The sequence below is a fragment of the Streptomyces sp. NPDC006314 genome (assembly GCF_040613075.1).
In the GTDB taxonomy this organism is placed as follows: domain Bacteria; phylum Actinomycetota; class Actinomycetes; order Streptomycetales; family Streptomycetaceae; genus Streptomyces.
In genome coordinates this window covers 13,430-36,684 of record NZ_JBEXRL010000018.1, presented here as the reverse complement: position 1 = coordinate 36,684, position 23,255 = coordinate 13,430, and the positions used below count along the sequence as shown (strand labels likewise).

Below are 23,255 nucleotides of genomic sequence, written 5' to 3'. Positions count from 1 at the left end.
TATCCCGGTAATATCGCCACACCGTTCGAAGGCGCCGGAGGAACCGCATGAGCCCGCTGCGAGTTGGTGTGCTGGCCTATCCCGGCTGCTTCGCGTCGGAGGTATTCGGAGTCCCCGACCTCCTGGCGATGGCAACTCACGTGGCCGCGGCGCAGGGGTCGGTTCAGCCGGCCTACGAGGCGTCGGTGATCTCGCCCCGGCGGCGTGTGATCGCGTCCGGCGGCTCGGTCCTCGACGTCTCAGCGGTTCGCCCGGTAGACGTCCTGATCGTGCCGGGCTTCGAGCTTTCACCCACGATCGATCTCGACGCGACACTCGCAAGGCTGGGACCGGAAGTAGTGTCGATTCGATCGCAGGCGGCCTCGGGGACCGCTGTCGTATCGATCTGCGTGGGCGCCTTCCTGGTCGCTGAAGCCGGGCTGCTCGGCGGGCGCGAAGCGACCACGTCCTGGTTGTTCGCGGATCGGTTCGCCCGCCGATACGCCGACGTGCGCCTCCGCCCGGAGAGCTTGGTCGTGACCGACGGGGGGGTGACGACCACAGCGGCCTTCAGCGCCATGTACGACTTCGCGCTGCAGTTCATCCGCGAGCACGACGGCCCCCACGTCGCCCGTAGCACCGCGCGTATCGCGCTTGTCGATGATGCACGTTCCACGCAGGCTCCCTATGTCGACTCGGGGCTCATACCCACTGCGGGCAGGGAGTTCTCGCTCAGCGTCAAGCGGTGGCTCGACCAGAACCTCAGTGTTCGCTACAACCTGCCCGCCCTCGCCCAGGAGTTCCACGTCAGCACGAGAACCATGCTCCGTCGCTTCGGCGACGAAGCCGGCGAGACGCCACTCGCGTACCTGCAGAGGGTCCGGGTGCGCCGAGCCAGACATCTGCTGGAGACGACCGACAGGACCGTCGCAAGCATCGCCGCCGACGTTGGGTACGGCGACCCAGGGGCGTTCAGCGGCATCTTTGCCAGACACACGGGCCAGCGGCCGAGGGAGTACCGCGCGATATTCCATCGTCGCTGCGACCACCACGGATCAACCCGGCGAACGCAGACGTGAGCCTGCACTCCACGGCAACGTGCCCCTCGAGGCCGGGCCCAGGGCAGTCCTCCGCGAACCACACTCCTGCCCCTGGCGACTTTCTCGCCGGCAACGGCGATGCAGGCGCCGGGCGTGCCACCGTACTCGTACGACGGGTGCCATGCACGGTTCATGGACAACGTTCTTGGCCTGCGATGCCCCCGGCGTCCGCCGGCCGGATCACTTTCGGCGAGAGAGTCGAGCCTTCCAGTACGGACAGATCCATTTGTCACCGATCCGGTGATGAGTCATGGGGCTGTGCTGACGTGCCGGAAGTGCGTGGTCAACTTCCCGGAGTCCTCGAGGACATGGAAGGCAAGTGCGGGTGGGTGGTCCAGGTGGACATGGTCCTGGGGGTGCGCGCGGTGTTCCCAGGGAAGGCGGAGAGTCGAGACCACTCCAGGGGCCACGAGCAGCGGGCGCCCGGCGAAGACGGTCGCTGCGGCTGTGTGGGCGTGACCGCAGAGGAATGCTGCGATATTGCGGTGCCGGTCGGCGAGGACCATGAGCCGCTCGGCTCCGAACTGGCGGATGCCGTCGATGAACGGGACGTGCAACTGCGTCGGCGGGTGGTGGAAGCCGATGAGCACGGGCGTTCCGGCGGAGGTTCGGGCCAGGACGTCCTCGAGCCACGCCAGGGTTTCGTCCGAGAGGAAACCCTCGTCCTTGCCCGGCACCGATGAGTCGCACATCGCGATGACCGCGTCAGCGCTCCGATGCACCTGGTTGACCGGGGCCGTCGAACTCGTCTGCCCCAGGAGGTGAGTTCGAAAGGCATCACGCCTGTCGTGGTTGCCGGGACAGAGCATCACCGGGTGCCGCGAGGAGAAGAGCCGACGGGCCTGCTCGTACTCTGCAGGCAGACCGTGATCGGTGATGTCTCCGGTCACCAGGACCGCGTCCAGGTCGTACGGCAGCTCCTCCAGGTAGCGCATGACCGCTCGGGTGCGTTCGATACTGCGTGGCTCACTGTCGATGTGGGTGTCGCTGAGATGGGCTATCACGATCATCGAGGTACGTCCTGTCGCTCCCGGCCTGTTCATCACTTGGGACGAGGCTAGGAGGACACTGGCCCAGGAGTAAGATCCAGTTCTATGCGGAAAACCTGGTCCGGTTCGCGCATCGACCTGCACATGGATCTCGACGCCTCGAAAGGCCGTCGTTCGGCTCTGGAGTCGTCGCTGCGCGACGCGATCCGTCAGGGGCGCCTGGCCGCAGGGACACTCCTGCCCTCCACCAGGGGGCTGGCCAGCGAACTCGGACTGTCCCGCGGCACGGTGACCGCCGCCTACGACCAACTGGTCGAAGAGGGCTACCTGACCACCCGGCCCGGGTCGGGCACCACCGTGGCGGACGTACCGCCGAAGGCCGTGGCCTCCCCGTCAGCCACACCGATACCGACGGCTCCTCGCCATGACCTGCGCCCAGGGCTTCCCGATGTCAGCGCCTTCCCCGCCCGGGCCTGGCTCGCGGCGACACGCCGGGTGGTTGCGGACGCGCGCTCGGTGGTGCTCGGAGCCGGGGACCCGCAAGGCCGGCTCGAACTGCGTATCGCGGTCGCCGAGTACCTCGGCCGCACCCGCGGTGTGGTCACGAGCCCCGACCGCATCGTCATCACCTCTGGTTACTACCAGGGTCTGCGCCTGCTCAGCGCTGTGCTTGCCCAGAACGGTGCCAGAGCGGTAGCCGTCGAGGATCCCAGCCACAACGTCTTCCGCTCCGTCGTCCAGCGCGCCGGACTCGCCACCGCGCCCATGCCCGTCGACGCCCACGGTGCCCGCGTCGACGCGCTGACGCACGAGATCGACGCCGTGCTGCTCACACCCTCGCATCAGTACCCCACCGGTGTCCCTCTCCATCCCAGCCGACGTCAGGCCGTCGGCGCCTGGACACGCACCACCGGCGGACTGATCATCGAGGACGATTACGACGGCGAGTACCGCTACGACCGCCAACCCGTCGGCGCCCTCCAGGGCATCGCTCCCGACCGGACCGTCTACTGCGGCACCGCGTCCAAGACCCTCGGCCCGGCTCTGCGCCTGGCCTGGATGGCCCTACCGTCCCAGTTGGTGAAGCCGGTGGTCGAAGCCAAGCAGCAAGCCGATCTCTACACCGAGAGCCTCTCCCAGCTCGTCCTCGCGGACCTGATCACTTCTCACGCGTACGACCGCCACATCCGCGCCACCCGCCTGCGCTACCGTCGACGCCGGGAATTGCTCCTGGCCCGCGTGTCCGGTGTCACGGGACTAACCGCCCACGGCGTCCCCGCTGGGCTGCACACTCTCCTGACCTTCCCCGCCGACTGGCCACCTGAAGACGCGGTCCTCTCCCTCTGCGCCCGGCAAGGACTTGCCCTGCGCGGCTTGTCCGAACTCCACGTCGATCCCCGAGGACGTTCAGCAGGCCTGCTCATCGGCTTCGCGGCCCCACCCGAACACGCCTACCGGCCTGCTCTGGACGCACTGTTCGGTACGGTCCAGGAGCTGGTGGCCAGCCTTGAGTGACGAAGCCCGTCAACGCTCTCGTGCGCACCCTTCCCACAAAGGCCCCGTCGTGGGTGACAACGGAGCCGAAGCCCAGCTCGGCGGGCGACCACTCCCGTCGGATGCCGGTACAGAGGACGTAGAGGATGCCGCACAGCGCCTTGCGGTCATCCAGAGCCTTCCGGCCCGGGTGTCGATGTCGGCGCTGCCGGGCAGGCAGCAACGGCTTGATCCGCGCCCGCAACGCATCGTCAACCATCCACGGTTGGCGACTACGCTTCCTCACACCCAAGCAACCGAGTCACACAGCCGGAGGGCATGGCCCACCCCATTCCGAGGAATTCTAACCGGCCGAGGGTGTGGCTCTGTGGCGGGTTGTTGCATTACCCCTCGAGCCAGCGTAGTTGTACATGCATGCGTTTCCCGTGGACGTAGGCGGGCTGCCTCCGGACGGTGAGGGTGTCGGGGTGGTCTGGCCTGAGCACCCGCCTCCGGTGGTACATATGGCATCCGACCAGTGGCATTCCTGACGCCACGTCACAGCAACGGTGTACCTCGAGATGCGGCAGGAAGGCAGGGAACCTACGATTGAGAATGAGGCGTCAGCCCTTATGAGTGATGCTCCCAGCAGCGTCCGCCAGATCCTACGGGTCCAAGGCCTGGGCTTGAGGGAGCACGCCTGTTGATCGGCCACCACATGGCTAGCTTATTAGTTCCTTCGAATAATTCGATGGGTCAGTGTTCCTAATACATTTGACGCCACTTATGGGCTTGCAAGTCATCCTGGTCTGGAAATACCGACGCCTCGGACCAGGTGATCGAAAGTATGCGGAATCTTCGCATGCTCTGACAGGGCGTGCTAGTTGGACGAGATCAGTCTGATCGATGCGGATGGGCAGGCTCTAGACGGAGGACCGGCCGTGGGAGCTGCTGCACAGTGTGGTCTTCACGTACGGGTACCGCTCCCGTGGCCGCAGGCTTAAATGCGGGTTCGCCGATGACGGCAGACAGGAACCGACGCGACCCGGTAAGCGGCGAGGGAAAGTCCAGGCAAAGGAGCGACCGATGAAGTGGGGTCTGACAGACGCGGTGGGACTCACCAACGAGGGAACTCAGTGCCGCAACCTCGCCTCCGACCAGCAGCAGGTCGCCGAACTCCTCGACGCCGCAGGAGTCCCGGCCGGCGGACGGCCGCTGGACGAGCTGCCGCCGATCGGGGACGGCGTGGCCTCCGTGGAACTGTGTGACACGATCCAGGGGTTCCAGGAGGTCCAAGGGCTGATCGCCGACGCGCGGGTGGACGTCGGCGGCGCGACGTGGGAGCGGCTGATCGAACTGGTCGATCCCGGTAACGCACCGCCGGGCGGAGTACCGGTGCTACTGGTCGTCTCCGACTTCCAGGTGCTCGAACTGCCGCAGAGCGCCAGCGGTCTGCCCTCGCTCACCTACACCATCCGGGGGCCGGTCGCCTTCATCCAGGGCCCGGGCGTCCGCGTGGAGCTGTCGGTGAACGGCCCGCTCAAGGTGTCCTGGGGCGACGCCTTCCCACTCGCCTGCCAGGTGGCACCGGACATGAAGGCCCTGGAACAGGCAGTCGCCTCAGGCCTGGCCCGCAACATCGGCGGCGTGGCGCTGGACAACCTGTGCACCCGGATCAAAGCCGAGTCCCGCGCGGCAGTCGCCGGACTGTTCGCCGGGATCAGTCTCCGCGTTGGAGTCGACGGGACTCCCATCATCGGCGGCACCATCGGGGACGATCAGGAGTTCCAGACGATCGCCTTCGACGCCGCGGAGGGCGCCCTCATCTACACGGCCACCCGCCACGTCCTCGTCCCGCAGGCCGTCACCGGTGGCGAGGCACAGGTCAGCGGCGACATTCAGCTAGAGCTCAAAGTCACCGCCACGGGCGGGGACGAGGCCAGCATTGCCGCCGCCCTGGCGGTGGCGGTCGGTCTGGGCTTCGTCCTCGCCCCTGTAGCCGAGTGGGCTGTCTCCAGCGCCGGCGCCGGCCTCGGGCAGGGCGTCAAGGAGATCCTGGTCCGGGTTGGCGCACTGGCATTCGAGTGATGCTCGACAGCGCGAGGCCCTTGTGCACCGCCAGCAAGCGCTACCGCTGCCCACTGTAGGTGCCCAGTAGTCGGGTGCCGCGGCGGCAAGGAAGTTGGCCAGTGCCAGCAGGAGAATGAAGACGCACAGCATCAGTCGGCGGTCGAAGCGTGCCGTGGCCTCGGTGACCGGTGGAGCGGCGAGCACCCAGGATGCCCGCCATGGTCGTCATCAGTCCGGCCATCCCGTCCGAGACGGTGAAACCGGATCCGATCGAGGTCAGCAGGCCGAGCGGCAGGATCTCGGTGGTGACGATGGCGAAGATTCCCGGCATCACCGAGACCGCGGCCGGCCACCCCATCAGCAAAGTGGTGGTGGTCGCCGGCATGGCGTGCCGTCCTGTGGAAGGCCGCGCGTTTCGCTGTCAGTCCAGCGGGTCTCATCACCGGGTGACCGGCAGATGTGCGACTGCACCGTTGCCCTTCACGGGTGATGTCGCATTCCGGCTAACAACGGTCACGCAATGAACTGCCTTGGTCCTAGCCGTGGATCGGCAGAGCAGTCTTGCCGGATGAACTGTGGGAGCGGATCGGACCACTGCTCCCTTGCGAACAACGGCGGTTCCGGCATCCGGGGCGCGAGCCCGTTGCGGGTCGGAAGGATGTCTGCGGCATCCTGTACGTGCTGCACATGGCATCCAGTGGGAGCAGAGGCCGCCCGGGCGGACCCCAGCGGCCCACGCTGCTCCCCGGGCTCGGGCCGGCTGCCGCAGTTCGGTGCGCGCCGCCGGGACCGACGGGGCGATGTCCCAGTAGAGATGCCGCCACAGGCGTACGGACAAACCGCAGCAGGCGGCGCAAGGCCGTGGTGTCCGGTCCGGAGACCCTGGAACCGGTAGCGCTCCACAACGCGGTCGAGGGTCGATGGGCCCAGCCGAGGAGCCCCTCGAAGCCGTTCGACCCCCTGGCTGGGTATTTGCTGCCCATGGTGAGGCTCATGCCCAGCATGGGCCGAGGCCATGGGATCAGCTGTCCTTCCGGGTCAGGCTCGTGCTGGTACAGCAGTCACACGGTGAGTGATGCGCCGGCCTGCCCTGCTCGTTCATGTAGCGCCCAGGCGGACACCATCGGCCTCCTGCGGTGTCAGGGCTGGTCGAAGACGAGGTCCTCCGGGGGACGCAACAGTCTCACGGTTTGACCCGAGACACTGACTAGCATGTCGAAGCCGGCCTGAGCACCGGTGGATATGAGGGTGACCTGATCGTGGCGTTGCCGCAGATCCTCACGGAATCCGGCCAACGACGTCTCCGGACCGCTCCGCGTCAGGAAGTCCACCAGCCGTCGAAAGAGCGCCGGCATGACGACGATGTCGGCCAGTGAGTCCAGCCCGGTGATCTGCGCTCCGGTAGCCGTCACATCCTTGCGCCACAGTCCCAAGCCCTGTTCGCGAGCGCTTGCTGCGGCATGGGCCATATCGGCACGTATGCCGGGACCGAGTCCCCGGTCGAAGGCGGGGTAGGCCAAGCCCAGTTCCAGCAAGGTGAGGTTGGCCGACTGTTGCAGCACTGCATCTGTGTCTGGGATGCGGGTGCCGCTCGGCGCTGGTGTCGGGCCGCCGCCGACGAACGCCACGCACCGTCCGTGAGCGTCGGCCCCGCGGGTCAGGACGTGCCCGCGCACCCCAAGTGGTTGCACCAGTTCGGTGTTGCCTCGTACGCGGCGCATCAGCGCGGTGCCGGCGAAGTCGGCGAACTCGGAAGGCTGATGCACGCTGGCTCCGGTGCGGGTCGGAAAGTCCGTCTCCAAGGTGTCGGCCCCGTACAGGCGCACGCAGGCATGCCCATCGGCATCAAGGGTGACCTGGTGCGGGCCCTCGAGCTGCTCCCAGGCGTCGGGGGTGTCGGGGGCGAAGCGGACTGTGCCCCCTTCCGCGATGGCACCTGGTACGCGGAAAGTTCCCTCAAGAACCAGCAGGACCATGCTCCTCTCCTCCTTGCGAAGTCTTGCCCTGGCTCAGCCCGACAATGAAGTCCTGGGTTTCCGTGCCGATCCGTGAGTCGTCCGGATCGTCAGAAGTCCAAGCTGTACATGTCGGCCCGTTGTCGGTTCGGAGGATGGGCGGGCCGGGGACGAAAGGCCCCCGCTGTCACCGGCAAGCCCCAACCGCTTGCCCCTGTTCTTCGTCGGCGTGGCCGACGCCAGCTCCCGGGATTGCGCTGACTGCCAGACGTGGTCAGATCTGACGGCCCGGAGAGCGGATTGCGCCCCCGCTGCCCATCCAGGTGACCGATCACGCCAACGGCGTGCCAGCCGTGCGCCCGGTAGAGAGAAACCGCTGCCTTCTCGCTCGCTGCCGGGTTCTCCTCGTGCCACGGATCGCGGCCCTCACCAAGGGCGGCCAAGCGGGTCAGAGGAGGTGTCCGTGGGCCGCCGTTGACGTGAGGCGCCGAGGGCGGGCCTGCGTCGCTGTGATCGACCTGCTCCCATAGTAACTCCCGCTCGACGAGGCCCGGGCGGCGATCCCGAGTGATCCAGATGAGGTTCAGCAGTGCCTCGCCTAGCATGGAGTTAGGCGATTTGTCTCAGCAAGTGGTTCGGGTGAACCGAGGGAGTGCTCTAGGCCTCAGATGCCGAGCGCAGATGAATCCGACAGCTCGCCTCGGGTTTGGCCGTTCATGGCAGCACGCTGCCACTGGCCCGTCGGGCACCGTACGCACACGCCGGGGCCATTCCTCGTATCCCGCCAAGGTTGAATACGACCTGGGCTTGCAATGCAATGGAGTTGTGGGTTATGTCCTTGGACGAACGTATCGCCCTGTCGCTGTACGACCGAATTTTTGAGGTGATCAGCGGGAAAGATCCCTCCACCGGTTTCCCGTCCGCGTTCGACAGCGCCACTACCATCTTCACCATGGCTCAGCGGGGAATGGTGCTCAACGGCGCCGACTTCCGAAACCCCTTCACCCCGGGAAACCTGCATGGCAGCGTTGAAAGCGCATACCACATCGCAAATCTCGTGGACGCCATTCCCGCGCTCAGCCCCGTATATGCCCCGATCGGTGGCCACGTTTCGGACGTATACCGAAAAATAGTGAGCGGCGTGATAACGCACGAACCGCCACCTCCTCCGGAGGATCAGGCCAAGCGTGACGAACTCAAGAAGGTGCTCTGGGAGCAAGGGACGGACGAGGAGGGCCGCACGGTGGAGCGGCCCACAGCCCTGGCAGACGCAGAGAAGAAGGCGCACGCCGACTTCGATGCCGCTCTCACCACCTATACAGCGACTTGGGCCGCGGCACAGGCCGATCCGGCACTCAAGCTGGTGTGGCCGATCGTAGGGGCCCAGGCCCTCGACGGGCCGAAGCGGGCATTCGCCGACTGGGGTGCGGCGGGCCGTGACCAGGTGGCGGCGGCCAAGGCTCAACTGGCGACGATGAACAGGGGGCAGGTCGCACGTGCGTTCCAGGACGCCCAGTTCCGGATCATCGGCTTCAGTCTAGCCAGAGAGAACTCATTGGAGGAATTTCTCCGCACGTCCATACTCCCGTCGGACTGGAGCAGTTCTGACGGGTCGAGTTGGCCCACGTACAACTTCTCGCAGCGAATGCACAAGAGCGAGTTCACCTCCGAAGCACAGGCGTACGGCGGCGGGGCCAAGGTGCAGCTCGGGCTCTGGAGCGTGGGCGGGGGTGCGCAGCACGCCGAGAGCCGCGAGGCGATGTCGGAGGAGACCAAGGACATCGGTGTTTCCTTCAAGTGGCGCATCTGCTCGGTGTACCGCAAATGGATGGACGAGACGCTGTTCCGTCTCCCCAACTGGAGCCTGGGCTCGCTCGGCGGTCCGGGTCTGATCTCGGGCGGCCCGAACCCGATGATGCCCTTGATCCCCATCGCAGTGGTGATGGTGCGCGACGTCAACATCCGGGCGAACTGGTCGGCGCAGGACTCCCAGCACATCAAGGAGGCGACGAGCGGTTCGGTCAGCGTCGGCTGGGGACCGTTCGCGGTGTCCGGAGAGTACAGCTTCTCCTCGGAGAGCAAAAAGTTCACCACGCGGGGTGATCAGCAGGGCCTCACTGTCCCGGACATCCAGGTCCTGGGGTTCGTATGCCTCAAGGTCCCGCCCTGCCCTCCCATGTGATCCACTGCGGAGGAAGGTGCAAAGTGCCCGCACTGACATCGGCCGGCGATCAACTTTTCGGTCACCTGGCGAAGTTGCTGGCGCCCCAGGCCATTCCGAACGCGTCGTCACTGGTCATCCTGGAGCCGTCGGGAAAGGACGTCTCCGGGATGTCCGCCGGGACTCCGGAGGCCATGGAGGCGCTGGCCGACCTGGCCGGTACGATTCCCGCCGCGTCGGCGACCTTCCTGGACAGGGGAGGAACCTACGAGGACGTGTGGGACTTCGTTCTGCGGAGCGCAGCCCCGACGGGCCCCACCAACGACCCGGTGCGGATCACCATCGCAGCCCTCGTCAGTGACAACAGGGCCGAATTCGAGCTGATGGCCAGGGCACGGGTCGGGCTCTTCGGCGATGTCTACCGTCCTGTACTGACCGACCCGCCTGACTGGTTGGCCGAGGGTGGGTGGACGAGCGCGTCGTTCCGGATCGGTGGTGACCATCCCGACCCCCTGCCGGACCCGAGCGACGCGGTGGTGGTACCCGATGAACTTCCAGATCTGCAATGGCGGCTTATAGAGACCGGGACGGAACTACCACAGCTGTGGGAGGACGCCGGACCCACGGCGGCAGCCGCGACGCTGCCGGACGAGCTCAATGATCCGAGCAGGGCAGTCGACTTCACGGCAAGGGTGGCGCCGGTCACCACTGCGACGTCGGGAGTGGAACTCTCCTTTGAGTACCGAGTGGTGGGTCTGAAACGACCGTGGCTTCGCTCCCACCTCTGCGAGCTCAGCGGCTGGACCGTCCCCGGCCTGCCCGTCAACGGGCTCTCCAACGGTGAGCCCAGAGACAACCCGGGGATGCTACCGGTGATCACTACGAGGATGCTGGTAGTCCGGAGACTGGTGGTGAAGGCTCACTGGAGCAGCACCGACCGGGCCCGTGCGGCCGGAACCCGAACCCTTGCCCTGGGTCCGTTCGTCCTCAGCGGAGCCGAGGGCTTCGACGGTTCGGAACTCACCCGGCCCGCGCCACAGGTCGTCGCCTGGCTTGCGGCCATCGTGCCCGACTGCCCGAAGGCCGGAGCGCCCACCGCGAGCCCCGGTGAATTCCTGGGACGCGGCGAGGTCGTCTCCCAAACCGCCCTCAACGTGCGGAGCCGGCCCAGCACCCAGTCCGCCCTGGTCGGCAGCCTCCTTCCAGGCCAAGCCGTCACCATCGAATGCAAGACAAAGGGACAACTGGTGGACGGGAACAGGGTCTGGTACAGGCTCGCGCAGGAGCCACGGGGCTGGGCATCGGCCCGGTTCATCAAGAACCTCACGCCGATCCCTCCCTGCTCGAGGCAGTGATCACGCCAGCAAGCCCGGCCCCGGACCGTCACATGTCAGGCGGCCACCGTAACGATGCCTAGACGCCCCGGCATGATGCTATTTCAGTGAGGAAACTCTGATGTTTGGTCATGTGCGAAGCATCACCCGGAATGATCCGATCCCCCTGATCAAGGTCAGTGTCTACCGCAGTGATCTGACGCTCATCGATCACGCCTACACCGACGACGAAGGCCGTTACACCGTGGAGGTGCCCCACGGTGACTCGGTCACCGTACGATTCGACACCCACCCCACGCTCAACAACGCCCAAGATTGGCAGCCTTCTGTAGTCGCCAACGTTCTGGCCAGTGACGAGGTCCCCTTGGACCGTTACCTCATGCGTAGCGGCCAGGACGCGGATCAGGTATCGGCGGTAGACGCGCTCAGCGGATACCTCCTCGCCGCGGCGCTGGGTGACGGGGAGGTGGGCGACGGCTATCCAGCAACAGCACGGGCCCGCCTGTCAATGCTCAAACAGCAGAGCCGGGTGCTTCAAGAAGCCCAGGAAACGCTTCACCGGTATTTCAGCGAACAGACTTAGAGGCACGCAGGCGGCCGAAGAACTGGCCCGTGAACTCTCCGTTGAACCTGCGACGTCGTTTGGATGAGGCAGATTCCTGTTCCTGCAAGGCACCCGGCGATGAGGTCGGGGCGGTACTGAGTTCGGTCGGAACTGCCCATCCTCGGATCGGCGAGGCACGCCGGATGCTGCTCGGACAGGTGAGGCGGGGTACGGCCGTTCAGGCGCCGAGGGCTTCGGCCTGGGCAAGAACCTCCCCCCATCGCCAGTGCCTCACGTCCCCGTGCTGACGCAACGTCTAGTCTAGTCTCGAGACTAGACGCAACGTTAAGTCTCGCCATACATCCGCGTCTTCCGTACTCAATCGCTCACGAGAGGCCACTGCAGTGGGGAACTCGACCGTCCGCGCCATCGACCAGACCGGCGCACCAGAAGGGGCGCGCGGCTCCGGCCTCGCGGTGTTCAGCGTGGCTTTCGCCTTCTGGATCACCATGGCGGGCACCACGGCGCCCACCCCTCTTTACCCGCTGTACGGGCCGGAGTTCGGATTCACACCGTTCACCGTGACCGTTGTCTTCGCCGTCTACGCGCTGGGCGTCGTCCTCGGGCTGCTGGTCTTCGGCCGGCTCTCGGACCAGGTGGGACGCCGCCCCGTCCTGGTCGCTGCCACCTTGCTGTCCGTGTGCGCGGCGGTGGTCTTCCTCCTGGCCCAGAACGTCGCCGCCATGCTCGTCGCCCGGGTCATATCCGGTTTCTCTGCGGCCCTCGTGACCGGCGCCGCCACGGCCTCACTCACCGAGCGGCTCGGACAGCACAGCCGCGTCAAGCCCGCCACCGTCGCGTTGTTCGCGAACATGGGCGGCCTCGCTTGCGGCACACTGCTGGCGGGCATCCTGGCGGACGTCGCACCGTCCCCTCTGCGCACCCCCTGGATCGTCATGCTCGCCCTCGCAGTCATCGGCGCGCTCGGTGTCATCGTGAACGGCGAGAGCTCCACCCACCGGTCCGGCTTCTCCTTGCAGCTCCAGCCGCTGCACGTCCCGGGCGAGATCCGGTCGGACTTCCTGCGCTGCGCGATGGCGGCAGGCGCGGGCTTCGCCGTACTCGGCGTCCTGACCGCCGTGACGGGCCTGTTCCTGGGCACGGTGCTGAACGAGTCCAGCCATACACTGACCGGCCTCGTGGTCTTCATCGCCTTCACGTGCACCGCTTTCGGTCAGCTCCTCGTCCGCACCCTCAAGCCCGCCACCGCCCTCCCCGCGGCGTGCGTGGGCCTGATCGTCGCGGCCGGCCTGATCGCCACCGCGATGGCCACCGGCACCCTGGCTCCCCTGCTCATCGGGGCCACAGTCAACGGACTGGCGACGGGCATCGCCGTCGGTCACGGCATCGGCGGCATCACCACACACAGCGCTCCCGAGCACCGAGGCGCGTCGGTCTCCACCTTCTTCGCCATCCTTTACTCGATGCTGGCGGTGCCCGCGATCGGGGTGGGAGTACTCATCCGCGAGACCAGCCTCCGCCCCGCTGGCGAGACGTTCAGCGCGGTGGTCGCCGTGCTCTCCCTCGGTGTACTGCTCAGCCTCGTGCGGACCGTCGGGAAGGCCGCCTGAGCGGGGTCCGCCGCGAACCGGTTCACGGCGGAACCCGCTGTGCCAGAATCACAGCGACGGACAAGATGCGAAGGGTTGACGGAACCATCAGCGCCACGCGGAAACCACGACCGGCCTGCGAGAAAGCCACGGTCATCAGCCGAACCGGCCCACGCCGCAGTGAGAGTGTCCGGCTCGCGGTGCTGCACGCCGCGGACGATCTCCTGGTCGAGCGGGGCTTCGCCGCTCTCACCATCGAGGGCATCGCCCAGCGCGCGGGCGTGGCCAAGCAGACGATCTACCGCTGGTGGAAGTCGAAGGTCGACATCCTCCTCGACACCCTCACCGACGACGCCCGCGAGGCCCTGGAGTGGCGCGTGGACGAAGGCGGCAGCGTCGAGGAGGCCCTCACGTCTCATCTGCAGCGCGTGGCCGACTTTTTCGAGGAACCGGCCGGTCAGGTACTGCAAGCTCTCCTCGGTCACGCACAATTGGACGGCGACACGGCCGCGTCGCTGCGGGCCGGGTTCCTGCGGGAACAGCGGGAGCGTGACCTGATCGGCCTACGTGATCTCCTCGCACGCGATCAGGGACTCATCGTCGACGACCGGAGCCTCGGCCACCTCGTGGATCTGCTGCTCGGCCCGCTGTACTACCGAGTGCTCGTGTTCGGTTCGCCCATCGACAAGGGACTGGTTGACACCACTTCTCGGCTCGTGCTCGCCCTCGCTCGCGAGCCGGCGGCCGAGGACTCCTGACACCGATCGAAGTCCCCCGGCGCTTCGACCTGTTCACCGGCGAGCCCGGTCACGACCGACCGCAGTATGTGAGGGGCCCGACGCCTTCCGTCGGTGCCCCTCACATACTGCGGTCGGTGACGGTCAGTGCACGCTGATACAGCCGCTCCCAGTCCCCTTGATACAGCTTCGGTGCGTGATGCCACACCCGGCTTGATGACGGCATTCGGACCCGTCGTGGCGGCGACATCCCTGCCGTGCGCAGAACGCCGATCGCCGCTCCGCCGACACGGGCGGAGTTCTCCTCCTCGTCGTCACCGTCTTCGGCGTGCTGTTCGGCATCAACGAGGGAGCCGAACTCGGCTGGGCCTCCCCCGCCGTGCTGCTGGCGTTCGGCCGGGGGCGCGGACGGTGATGCTGGCGTGCGCGGCTCGTCGCAAAGGCCGCCACTCCCGACGGCGGCGCCGACGCGCAGCCGCGTGGTGGGCCGGAATGCGATGTCGCTGCGCACGTCGCCCTGCGCGCGACGGCCCGCTCCAGTAGTTCCGCCAGCCGCCGAGGCACGGATGTACGGCATACGACGTCGGGCGTGACCCGGCTCGGTACGCCGTCCGCTCCTCAGAAGACGGCGTACCGGCCCGGGTCGGCCTCGGCCGCGCTCGCGGCCGGCAACGCCCGCACGTCCCCCGTACCGGCCCGTCACCGCGCGCAGCAACTCGGCTTCGTTCTTGGCTACCCACGACAAGACTGCCACCCGGCTGGTCACTGAAGCATGCGGAACCTGGAGCCGATACGTCCCAGGCGACCACACGCGGTGACACCAGGTTCCGCTTCACCGAAGGACATGCTCAGCCAGTCTCACCGCCGTTCATTCCATGGCCGGACCTGCCTTCCGGCACGTCCTCCAGTACTGACGTCGCTTCTCGTCCCTCACGACGACGCCAAGACGGGCCAGCTCCTCACGGAGCTCCCGAACGTCATCGTCGGAGGAACCCTTCTTTTCCAACGACTCCTGGCGGGCCCTGAGGATGGTGTTCGCACCCTCCGGGAGGCCGGGAGTATCAGGGACCCATCGGCGGAACTCGTCCTTGTGCGGGTCGGCGTTCGCCCACACGTAGCCGTGCTCGGTAAAGGCGTCGGCAACACGGCCGACGCTGAGGTCGCACTCCTGCCGAGTGAGCTCACCACCGTCGTGGCCTAGCAGGACGAGTTGCTTGCCGTCCCGGAACACTGCGGCGATGGTGTCGCGCGAGAACTCCTGCGCACGACCCTTGCGTGTGAGCACCACGCGGTCATCCGACAGGCGAATCACCAACTGCTCGTGCTGAGCTACGAGTCCGAGGGCCAGCCCTGTCAGCGAACCCGCGGCGGGCAGCCACGGAGCGGGGATTGACGCAACGAGCTCGGCCGGTGCCCGCAGCGGTACCCAGGGAAGGGTCACAAGCCAGTCGACCAAGAGAGCGACCAGCCAGCCGACACCCGCCCCCGCCAGCACGAAAACGAAGTAGACGCACACGGTGCTCCACGCCGACTGACCGAGCACGGTGAGCCGGTCACCTCGCGGCCGTCGCTCAAGTGTCTTGCGCATGCTCGTGTTCCCCCTCGCTTCTGTCGTTCTCCGAATACTAGACCGAGTACTCGGTCTAGTATTAGTCCCGAAGACCGGAAGAGCCCAGAGCCGACCAGAAGGGGACCACAATGAGGACAGTCGATCCGGCCAGGCACCGGGCACGGCGTCGACACATCGTCAACACCGCGGCAGAGCTCTTCGCCGCCAGGGGCTTTGAGCGCACCACCACGGCGGAGATCTGCAAGGCCGCCGGCATGAGTGCGGGCAACCTGTTCCACTACTTCCCCAACAAGCGCGCGATCTTCCACGCCGTCTTCCAGGACGAGGAGCACGACGGCGCCACCAAGGCCGAGCGTCTCGCCGCCGCCCGTGCCGCCGACGACCCGTGGACCGCCCTCCTCGACACCGTCGATCTTCTCGCCGCCCCTGCCACGGAGCCGCTGGTTCCCGCCCTCGTGATGGAGGCGATGATCCAGGCTTACCGCGACCCCGAGCTCGAAGCGCTGCTCAGCCGTGACAATGACGAGGAGCGGGACACCGTCACCACCCTGCTGCGGAGGGCGGCCGCAGCGGGCCAGATCGACTCCGCCCTGGACCCGGACGACACCGCAGCCTGGGTCATGGCTCTCATCGCCGCTCTCCACACCAGCGCCGCTACCGACCCATCCTTCGCCCCGGCCGACCAACTCCCCACCCTGCGCCTGATTCTCCAACGCTTTCTACGGCCCAACATCCACCAGGAGCCGGAGCGACCTCAGCCAGCGCCCTCAACTATGCCCTGACCCGCGCCGCACGCCGCCTGCTCCACCTACGCCGCGCACGCACCCTCGCCGCACACGGCGACGGAAGCGAACGGTGCGCAGTGCCGCACGCCCTCGCCGCAGCGGAGCAACACCTCAACGACGCCGGCGCCGACCGGCCCGCCTGTGCACCTGGTATCCAGAACCGACCTGGGCCGTTTCCTTCAGATCATCGGATCGTTGGTCTGATGTGTCGTTGACTGACACCCAGTGGGCATGCTCGAGCCGTTGCTGCCGGACCGGACACCGAAGCGGGGAGGACGGTGGCGGGATCACCGGCAGGTGATCGACGCGATCACGTCCAAGTACCGCACCGGCACGCCGTGGATGGACCTGCCCGAACACTTCGGCTCGTGGAAGGGCGCCCCACAACCGACTGCGGAAGTGGGCCGCCGACGGCGCCGGGGAGAAAGTCTTCACCGCCCTGCTCGCCCAGGCCGACGCCGAAGGCGACCTCGACCGGGTCGTCGCGGTCGACTCCACCATCGTCCGTGCCCACCAGCACGGTGCCGGGGCCCGTCAAAAGGGACTCCGGACGGCGAGCCGGACGACCACGCCCTCGGACGGTCCCGCGGCGGGCCGACCACCGAAACCGACCTCGCCGCAGACGGCCGCCGCTGGCCTTCGTCATCACGTCCGGCCAGGCAGGTGACGCACCCGCCTTCACCGAGGCCATGACCCGCTGACGGGTGCCCCGACGGACCGACCGCCCCAGGATCACGCCGGACACGGTCCTGGCCGACAAGGCGTATGCATCCCGCGCGATCCGCTCCCATCTCCGCCGGCGCGGGATCCGGGCAGTGATCTTCGCCGCCTGGGTCGCCTCCCTCATGAACTGTCCGGCTTGATCACTTGGCGTCCAAGGTGGCCCAGGCCCGGCGGAGTTGCGGGCGGATCTCGACGGGGAAATGAGCGGCAGAGTCCCAGGTCCCCTTGGTACGGTGCATCGATGTCAGCGATCAAGAAGTTTCAAGTCACCTTTGACTGCGCAGAACCTGAGCGTCTCGCTCGTTTCTGGTGCGAGGTGTTGGGGTACGTCATACCGCCGCCACCAGAGGGGTTTGCCACTTGGGATGATTACCAGCGTTCGCAGCCACCTGAGCAGCGGGGTTCATGGTTCGCCTGCATAGATCCCTCAGGTGTGGGCCCGCGGCTGTACTTCCAGCGCGTCCCCGAAGGGAAGGCTGCCAAGAACCGGGTGCATCTTGATGTGCGGGTCGGCACTGGACTCGTGGGTCCGGAACGCCTTGCCGTACTTGAGGCCGAATGCGCACGACTGGTCCCGCTCGGCGCAGTACACGTGCAAACGCTGTATGACGGCAATGACTCGTGCATCCCGATGCTGGACATCGAGGGCAACGAGTTCTGTATCGATTGACCCGACGAACTGTGGGACCCGTTTCAGAGAGTGGTCCCACCCGCTCCATCACGGCCGCAGGGCGGCGGCCGGCGCCGGTACGGGGATCGTGAGGTGCTGGCCGCGATCATCTTCGTGGCCACGACGGGCTGCACCCGACGGCAGTTGCCGCCGGTCTTCGGCCCGTCGGGCCCGACCGCGCACCGTCGGTTCACCGAGTGGACCGCCGCCCGGGTCTGGGCGAAGCTGCACCGCGTCGTCCTCGACGAACTGGGCTCGAGCGGAGACCTGGACTGGGCGCGTTGCGCGATCGGCTCGGTGAACATGCGGGCCCTGAAAGGGGGGACCTGACAGGTCCGAATCCTGTGGACCGGGGCAAGAAGGGCTCGAAGATCCATTTGATCACCGAGCGGACCGGTTCACCCCTCTCGGTCGGGGTCTCCGGCGCGAACCTGCACGACAGCCAGGCGCTCGAGCCGCTGGTGCGCGGCATCGCGCCGATCCGCTCCCGCCGCGGCCCGCGCAGACGACGACCGGCCAAGCTGCACGCGGACAAGGCTACGATACGACCACCTGCGGCGATGGCTGCGAAAGCGAGGTATCCGGCACCGCATCGCCCGCAAGGGCATCGAGTCCTCCACCCGGCTGGGCCGGCATCGCTGGACGATCGAGCGCACGATGTCCTGGCTGGGCCGCTGCCGCCGTTTGCACCGACGCTACCGACCCAAGGCGGAGGTCGCTGGCGGGCGGTGAACTCCCCTCCCCCGGTCGCCCTCGTCCGCGCCGGAGCCCACTTCGAAACCCGGCACACTCATCCAACGCCCCGAGCAGAGGCAGCGTGACCACGATCAAACCCGAGACCATCCACACCGGCCGGCTGACTCTCCTGCCCCTGCAGGTCGAGCACTCCGAAGAGATGGCCACGGTGCTGTCCGACCCGGGCCTGCACACGTTCATCGGCGGTGCTCCGGCCACCCCGCAGGCCCTGCGCCGCCGTTACGAACGTCTGGTCGCCGGCTCGCCCGACCCCACGGTCTTCTGGTGCAACTGGGTGATACGGATCCGCGACGTGGACTGCCTGACCGGCACGGTCCAGGCGACCGTAACCGCCGCCGACCACGGACTCCTCGCCGAGATCGCCTGGGTGGTGGGGACTCGCTGGCAGCGGCGTGGCATCGCCACCGAGGCAGCCACAAGACTGGTCACCTGGCTCGGGACACAAGCCGTGCAGACGGTCATCGCCCATATCCACCCCGACCACGCGGCGTCCGCTGCCGTCGCCACCGCAGCCGGACTCGCTCCCACTGATCAGTGGCACGACGGAGAAATCAGGTGGCAGCGGACGATCGACTGACCACCCATCCCCAAGTTCTGACGTTCACTCTCGACGCCCCTGCTCATGGCGCTTCGCGGGCCCCAGTGGGTGGAGGGCGAGCTGGCCAGCGGCGTGCTGCCCGAGGGCGAGTGGTGGGTGACGGACACGGCCGAGGGCAACACCGACCACATCGACGGCCGGGTGCGCCCCGGAGCTGACCGTGGTCCACCTGCCGCTCACCGGCGACAACTACACCACTCTCAGGGCGGGGGGCTGTCCTCGACGGTGAGCCGCTGCGCTCCTCCGCCGAGACCGACTTGCGGGCGGCTCTGGTGGGCACCGGCCAGGCCGAGCCCGGTGAGGATGAGGAAGCCCTCCGCCGCATGGGCGCCTGTGCCCAGGGCCATGCGCCGGTCAGTGGTCGGTCACGAGTAGCCGGTAACCGACATCGATGGTTTCGAGCGTGAGCAGCTCGGAGTGGCGGATGTGCCAGCGGCCGGCCGTCAAGTCGGCCGCGAGCCGGGTCAGACCCGTTTCGAGCGCACCGTCGCCGGTCTGGGCCAGCATGGAGATCCCCGCGCGTACTTGTGGGTCGAGATAGGCGTGGGGGCGGCGCCAGTATGCGGCGCCGAATCCGTCGGTGCAGTCGTGGGGGATGCAGACCGGTTCCTGGCGTCCCCCGCCGAGCAGGTCAATCAGCTGGTCAGGCGGGATGGCGCGGGTGTCGTCGAGTGCGGCTGCTTCCGGGAGGTAGTCGCGTACGAGCCAGAAACGCTCGCGAAAGAAGCGCTGGTCCCATGTCAGGATGACGACACGGCGGCGGGCGACCCTGCGCAGTTCGCTGATTCCGGCCGCCAGGTCAGTCCAGTGATGGACAGTCAGCAGTGCCATGACGGCATCGGCGGCATTGTCGGGCAGTGGCAGGCGTTCTGCGACGGCCTGCACTGCCGGCGCCGCTCCCGGCGGACGCTGGGCGATCATTACCTTGCTGGGTTCAACCGCGAGGACCGTCCGCGGCGGTTCATACGAACCAGCGCCCGCTCCGACGTTGATCACGGTGGTGGCGTCCGCGAGTGCAGCGTGGATCTGTGCGGCGATCCGCGGATCAGGCTGTCGCGTCCGGGTGTACCTCACGCCGAGCGTGTCATAGGTGGCCATGGCAGTCAGTATGCGCGAGCGCGGGTGATCAGAAGTCCGCTCATGCGCGAAGTCGCTTTAATCAGCCCTTCGTTGCCGGCGGAGGCGTAGGCGGTGGAAGCCGGGGAGCCAGGCGAAGGTCCGCTCGATCACCCTCCGGTAGGCACCCATGACGGTGCCGTGCTCACGGCGGGCGACGGCGGGCACCATGCCTCGATCGCGGACCTGTCGCGGTGGACCTCGTGGCCGTAGCCGCGGTGGGCGAACAGCGCGTCCGGGGTCACCCACTGGTGGGATGGCGTCGAGCAAGGGCAGCAGTTGGGGAGACGTCGTTGTGGTTGCCACCTGGTGAGCAGGACGGTGAGCGAGGTGCCATGTCCGTCGGTGATCAGGTGCTCTCTGATAGGCGCGGGCGGTCTGCTCGTCCAGGCTTTCCACGGCGGGCGGCAGCAGCCCGCCGAGGCCGAGTCGCCACGGGGGGGGCCGCAGTGGTTCGACCGCGGGAAGAGTTGCTCGGACCGCCGCCACAGCCCGCCTGCCGGCCGGCGCTTGCCGATCAGGAACGCCGGCGCGTCGACGCCATGGGTCTGCGGCAAAAGGTGCCCCGGTACCTTCAGCGACGTACCTGGTGTCCCCGAACCGACCAACAGCTGCCCACACGGTGATGAGGTCAGCTCCGGTTGCGATACTCCCTGGGCGGCATGCCGTAGGTGTTGCGGAAGGCGCGGGTGAAGTCGGCGGCACGCGGGAAGCCCCAGCGGGCAGCGATGACGTGGATGGGGGTAGTGCGCTGAGCCGAGTCGGCGAGATCGCGACAGGCGCGTTCCAGACGCTGGCGGCGGATCCAGGCCGCGACCGTTTCCTCTTCGTGCTGGAAGAGCCTGTGGAGGTAGCTGACGGAGATGTGGTGTGCGGCTGCGATGCCGCTCGGGGCCAGTTGTGGATCATGCAAGTTCGCCAGGATGAAGGCCCGGATGCGCACACCAAGGGTCTGCCGGTGAGCGTCTGATGGCAGCGATTTGCCGGCGGCGAGCTCGTGGGCCAACAGCGCGGAGAGCAGGTCTACGACAACCGTCCCCAGGCGTGGTCCGTCGTCAGGCCGGTAGGAACCGGAGTCCCGGGTCACTTGGGTGAGGAACTGCGCGAGTAGTGCTCCGATGCCCTCGCGCCCCGACAAGCGCCGCATGAGCAGTCCGTCGATCGCGCTTTCAGGTAATGGCAGCGACTTCCGGGGGACGAAGAGCCCTGTTCCCAGGATCGTGTCCTGACCCTGGCTGGTGATCGCCCGCATGAGGTGGGGCCGTGAGGTGTCGTGAAGAACAAGGTCGTACCGTTCGTACTCGGCCTCGTGATCGGAGCTGGTGAGCCCCATGGTCCCGCGTAGGGGAAGCGACAGATGGTACAGCCCGGGATCACACTGCTGGATCAACTTTCGCGTTCGCCGCAGCGTCATCGGTGAGTGCTCCATCGTCCACAGCTGTACGGCTCCCAGCGACAGGACGCGCTGCGACGCCGTAACGTCCACTGTGCTGTCACCTTCGACCTCAACGGGCACGTACGACTGGGAGATGTGCTCGCGCCAGCAGGCGAACCTCTCTGGCACCCGCACGTCCCCCGTGTGGAAAGCCGTCTCGATAAGCATTCCTCTCCTCGCGGGTCCTTGACCGACGTGTCTCCGTCGCAGGTTACGGGTGGGAGGTCCGAGTGTGGTGTGGGCGACTGTGCTGCGCCGTGAACGAAGTGCGGACGAAGCTGCATGAGCTGCTGTTCTGGTCGATGGAGGGCGTGTCCGTGGAGTCGGTCGAGGTGGCCGACCGGTCGTTCAGGTGGAGGCCCGGACCACGGCCGGGCGTGCGGCCTGCCGCACTGCGGGTGCTGGTCGGATCGAATACATGGCTCTGCCTGCGGTTCCCCGGGATCGCGTGGTCGTTGTGGACGAGGCGCCGCGGGTGGCAGACCCAGTGGACGCCGGTCCGCCCGTTGGTGTCGGCCGCCTCGCCCTGATGTGCACCGGACTCCCCGGTTGAACATGTTCAAAAACAACGGCTACGCTGATGCCTGGCGAAGCCGAGGGGGCTCGATGAAGGTAGTGCTGCCCGGAGGAACCGGACAGGTGGGCACGGTTCTCGACCGTGCGCTGACGGCGGCCGGTCACGAGGTCACGGTAGTGACCCGGCGTCCCGTGCGGGCGCACGACATCGGCTGGGACGGGGCCACGCTCGGCCGCTGGGCTGCGGCGATCGACGGCTGCGATGTCGTGATCAACCTGGCCGGGCGCAGTGTCTCCTGCCGTTACACCGCCGAGAATTTGCGGGCCATGATGGACTCCCGGGTGGATTCGGCGCGGGTGGTCGGCGAGGCGATCGCCGCCGCCGCGCGGCCACCGCGCCTCTGGCTGCAGATGAGTACGGCGACGGTCTACGCCCACCGCTTCGACGCGGCACATGACGAGGCGACGGGGGTGATCGGCGGCTCGGAGGCCGGGGTGCCGGACTACTGGGCGTACAGCGTCGAGATCGCGGAGAACTGGGAGCGGGCGCAGGCCGAGGCGACGACTCCCGCGACCCGTAAGGTGGCGCTGCGCTCGGCGATGGTCATGAGCCCCGATCGGGGCGGTGTGTTCGACGTACTGTCGCGGCTGGTGCGTCTCGGGCTGGGCGGTCCGGTGGCTGGGGGCGCGCAGTACGTCTCCTGGATCCATGACGAAGACTTCGTGCGAGCGGTGGAGTTCCTGATCACCCGGGACGACCTCGAAGGGCCGGTGAACCTCGCCTCGCCGGGTCCCCTTCCGCACCGTGACTTCATGCGGGCGCTGCGCACGGCCTGGGGCGTCCCGGTGGGGCTGCCAGCGACGCGCTGGATGGCCGAGTTGGGGGCGTTCGCGCTGCGCTCGGACACGGAGCTGCTGCTCAAGAGCCGTCGGGTGGTTCCGGGTCGGCTGCGCGCGGCCGGGTTCGTCTTCGCGTATCCCGAGTGGGAGAGGGCCGCTGCGTCCCTCGTACAGCGGGCCAGGCTGGTTCGTGCGGCATCGGGTCGGGCCCGTGAATCAAGCAGCCCGAACGAGCTTGGTTGTTGACTACGTCTGGCCGGTACGGAGTACTTCGCGGACGTGGGATCCCCGCCA

Annotated in this window: 20 protein-coding genes and 6 pseudogenes; 16 read left to right on the top strand and 10 right to left on the bottom strand. The window is 67.4% G+C overall.

The genetic code is table 11. The annotated features are described in order from the left end of the window. Nucleotides 1-47: 47 nt before the first annotated feature. A complete protein-coding gene (locus ABZ079_RS27760; RefSeq protein ID WP_356942178.1) occupies nucleotides 48-1,058 on the top strand; it encodes a helix-turn-helix domain-containing protein in 1,011 nt (336 codons plus the stop codon). A 269-nt stretch (nucleotides 1,059-1,327) separates the two neighbouring features. Here ABZ079_RS27760 and ABZ079_RS27755 read toward each other — a convergent pair whose 3' ends face one another. Then, a complete protein-coding gene (locus tag ABZ079_RS27755; protein WP_356942177.1) occupies nucleotides 1,328-2,089 on the bottom strand; it encodes a metallophosphoesterase in 762 nt (253 codons plus the stop codon). Nucleotides 2,090-2,173: 84 nt separating this feature from the next. Here ABZ079_RS27755 and ABZ079_RS27750 point away from each other — a divergent pair, with 84 nt between their 5' ends. Then, nucleotides 2,174-3,583 carry a PLP-dependent aminotransferase family protein gene (locus ABZ079_RS27750; RefSeq protein WP_356942176.1) on the top strand — a complete coding sequence of 470 codons (1,410 nt, stop codon included), beginning with the start codon at nucleotides 2,174-2,176 and terminating at the stop codon, nucleotides 3,581-3,583. 61 nt (nucleotides 3,584-3,644) lie between these two features. On the opposite strand, the pseudogene ABZ079_RS27745 reads toward ABZ079_RS27750, so the two are convergent. Then, nucleotides 3,645-3,821 (bottom strand): annotated as a pseudogene (locus ABZ079_RS27745) (transposase); the annotation flags it as partial. Between the two features lie 806 nt (nucleotides 3,822-4,627). On the opposite strand from ABZ079_RS27745, the gene ABZ079_RS27740 reads away from it, so the two are divergent. After that, nucleotides 4,628-5,629 carry a hypothetical protein gene (locus ABZ079_RS27740; protein ID WP_356942175.1) on the top strand — a complete coding sequence of 334 codons (1,002 nt, stop codon included), beginning with the start codon at nucleotides 4,628-4,630 and terminating at the stop codon, nucleotides 5,627-5,629. A gap of 63 nt (nucleotides 5,630-5,692) precedes the next feature. Here the strand turns inward: ABZ079_RS27740 and ABZ079_RS27735 are convergent. Continuing rightward, nucleotides 5,693-5,942, bottom strand: a pseudogene (locus ABZ079_RS27735) (MFS transporter); the annotation flags it as partial. On the opposite strand from ABZ079_RS27735, the gene ABZ079_RS27730 reads away from it, so the two are divergent. Both ABZ079_RS27730 and ABZ079_RS27725 read left to right on the top strand, forming a co-directional pair. Then, nucleotides 5,830-6,135 carry a hypothetical protein gene (locus ABZ079_RS27730; protein ID WP_356942286.1) on the top strand — a complete coding sequence of 102 codons (306 nt, stop codon included), beginning with the start codon at nucleotides 5,830-5,832 and terminating at the stop codon, nucleotides 6,133-6,135. The pseudogene ABZ079_RS27735 and the gene ABZ079_RS27730 overlap by 113 nt on opposite strands. 22 nt (nucleotides 6,136-6,157) lie before the next feature. Continuing rightward, a pseudogene (locus tag ABZ079_RS27725) lies at nucleotides 6,158-6,315 on the top strand (transposase); the annotation flags it as partial. Between the two features lie 435 nt (nucleotides 6,316-6,750). Here the strand turns inward: ABZ079_RS27725 and ABZ079_RS27720 are convergent. Next, nucleotides 6,751-7,587 carry a thermonuclease family protein gene (locus ABZ079_RS27720; protein WP_356942174.1) on the bottom strand — a complete coding sequence of 279 codons (837 nt, stop codon included), beginning with the start codon at nucleotides 7,585-7,587 and terminating at the stop codon, nucleotides 6,751-6,753. An 817-nt stretch (nucleotides 7,588-8,404) separates the two neighbouring features. Here ABZ079_RS27720 and ABZ079_RS27715 point away from each other — a divergent pair. The 5 genes from ABZ079_RS27715 (at nucleotide 8,405) to ABZ079_RS27695 (ending at nucleotide 13,973) form a co-directional block, all read left to right on the top strand. Further along, complete coding sequence (locus ABZ079_RS27715; RefSeq protein WP_356942173.1) at nucleotides 8,405-9,748, top strand: hypothetical protein; 1,344 nt, start codon at nucleotides 8,405-8,407, stop codon at nucleotides 9,746-9,748. A gap of 23 nt (nucleotides 9,749-9,771) precedes the next feature. Continuing rightward, nucleotides 9,772-11,082 carry an SH3 domain-containing protein gene (locus tag ABZ079_RS27710; RefSeq protein ID WP_356942172.1) on the top strand — a complete coding sequence of 437 codons (1,311 nt, stop codon included), beginning with the start codon at nucleotides 9,772-9,774 and terminating at the stop codon, nucleotides 11,080-11,082. Nucleotides 11,083-11,194: 112 nt separating this feature from the next. Beyond that, nucleotides 11,195-11,644 (top strand): carboxypeptidase regulatory-like domain-containing protein, encoded by a 450-nt coding sequence (locus tag ABZ079_RS27705; protein ID WP_356942171.1) that lies wholly within the window; start codon nucleotides 11,195-11,197, stop codon nucleotides 11,642-11,644. Between the two features lie 365 nt (nucleotides 11,645-12,009). Continuing rightward, nucleotides 12,010-13,236: an MFS transporter gene (locus ABZ079_RS27700; protein ID WP_356942170.1), complete on the top strand. Its 1,227-nt coding sequence runs from the start codon at nucleotides 12,010-12,012 to the stop codon at nucleotides 13,234-13,236. Nucleotides 13,237-13,415: 179 nt separating this feature from the next. Further along, the gene (locus ABZ079_RS27695; RefSeq protein ID WP_356942169.1) at nucleotides 13,416-13,973 is read left to right on the top strand and encodes a TetR/AcrR family transcriptional regulator; all 558 of its coding nucleotides are present in this window, start codon (nucleotides 13,416-13,418) and stop codon (nucleotides 13,971-13,973) included. A gap of 100 nt (nucleotides 13,974-14,073) precedes the next feature. On the opposite strand, the gene ABZ079_RS27690 is transcribed toward ABZ079_RS27695, so the two are convergent. After that, the gene (locus tag ABZ079_RS27690; RefSeq protein ID WP_356942168.1) at nucleotides 14,074-14,463 is read right to left on the bottom strand and encodes a hypothetical protein; all 390 of its coding nucleotides are present in this window, start codon (nucleotides 14,461-14,463) and stop codon (nucleotides 14,074-14,076) included. A 357-nt stretch (nucleotides 14,464-14,820) separates the two neighbouring features. Further along, nucleotides 14,821-15,540 carry a hypothetical protein gene (locus ABZ079_RS27685; RefSeq protein WP_356942167.1) on the bottom strand — a complete coding sequence of 240 codons (720 nt, stop codon included), beginning with the start codon at nucleotides 15,538-15,540 and terminating at the stop codon, nucleotides 14,821-14,823. 110 nt (nucleotides 15,541-15,650) lie between these two features. Here ABZ079_RS27685 and ABZ079_RS27680 point away from each other — a divergent pair, with 110 nt between their 5' ends. From ABZ079_RS27680 to ABZ079_RS27660, 5 genes and pseudogenes are all read left to right on the top strand, one after another. Then, nucleotides 15,651-16,304 carry a TetR/AcrR family transcriptional regulator gene (locus tag ABZ079_RS27680; RefSeq protein ID WP_356942166.1) on the top strand — a complete coding sequence of 218 codons (654 nt, stop codon included), beginning with the start codon at nucleotides 15,651-15,653 and terminating at the stop codon, nucleotides 16,302-16,304. Between the two features lie 234 nt (nucleotides 16,305-16,538). Next, nucleotides 16,539-17,128 (top strand): annotated as a pseudogene (locus tag ABZ079_RS27675) (IS5 family transposase); the annotation flags it as partial. A 143-nt stretch (nucleotides 17,129-17,271) separates the two neighbouring features. Beyond that, nucleotides 17,272-17,700, top strand: a complete 429-nt coding sequence (locus ABZ079_RS27670) for a VOC family protein (RefSeq protein WP_356942165.1) — start codon at nucleotides 17,272-17,274, stop codon at nucleotides 17,698-17,700. Between the two features lie 9 nt (nucleotides 17,701-17,709). Continuing rightward, nucleotides 17,710-18,399: pseudogene (locus ABZ079_RS27665) on the top strand (IS5 family transposase); the annotation flags it as partial. A gap of 118 nt (nucleotides 18,400-18,517) precedes the next feature. Then, on the top strand, nucleotides 18,518-19,033 hold the full coding sequence (locus ABZ079_RS27660; protein WP_356942164.1) for a GNAT family N-acetyltransferase: 516 nt from the start codon (nucleotides 18,518-18,520) through the stop codon (nucleotides 19,031-19,033). 221 nt (nucleotides 19,034-19,254) lie between these two features. Here the strand turns inward: ABZ079_RS27660 and ABZ079_RS27655 are convergent, their stop codons facing one another. The 4 genes and pseudogenes from ABZ079_RS27655 to ABZ079_RS27640 form a co-directional block, all read right to left on the bottom strand. Then, nucleotides 19,255-19,401 (bottom strand): hypothetical protein, encoded by a 147-nt coding sequence (locus tag ABZ079_RS27655; RefSeq protein WP_356942163.1) that lies wholly within the window; start codon nucleotides 19,399-19,401, stop codon nucleotides 19,255-19,257. A gap of 7 nt (nucleotides 19,402-19,408) precedes the next feature. Continuing rightward, a complete protein-coding gene (locus ABZ079_RS27650) occupies nucleotides 19,409-20,152 on the bottom strand; it encodes a methyltransferase domain-containing protein (RefSeq protein ID WP_356942162.1) in 744 nt (247 codons plus the stop codon). 60 nt (nucleotides 20,153-20,212) lie between these two features. Next, nucleotides 20,213-20,532 (bottom strand): annotated as a pseudogene (locus ABZ079_RS27645) (transposase); the annotation flags it as partial. Nucleotides 20,533-20,801: 269 nt separating this feature from the next. Continuing rightward, a complete protein-coding gene (locus ABZ079_RS27640) occupies nucleotides 20,802-21,773 on the bottom strand; it encodes a helix-turn-helix domain-containing protein (protein ID WP_356942161.1) in 972 nt (323 codons plus the stop codon). 438 nt (nucleotides 21,774-22,211) lie between these two features. Here ABZ079_RS27640 and ABZ079_RS27635 point away from each other — a divergent pair, with 438 nt between their 5' ends. Further along, a complete protein-coding gene (locus tag ABZ079_RS27635; protein WP_356942160.1) occupies nucleotides 22,212-23,207 on the top strand; it encodes a TIGR01777 family oxidoreductase in 996 nt (331 codons plus the stop codon). The last annotated feature ends 48 nt before the right edge of the window (nucleotides 23,208-23,255 follow it).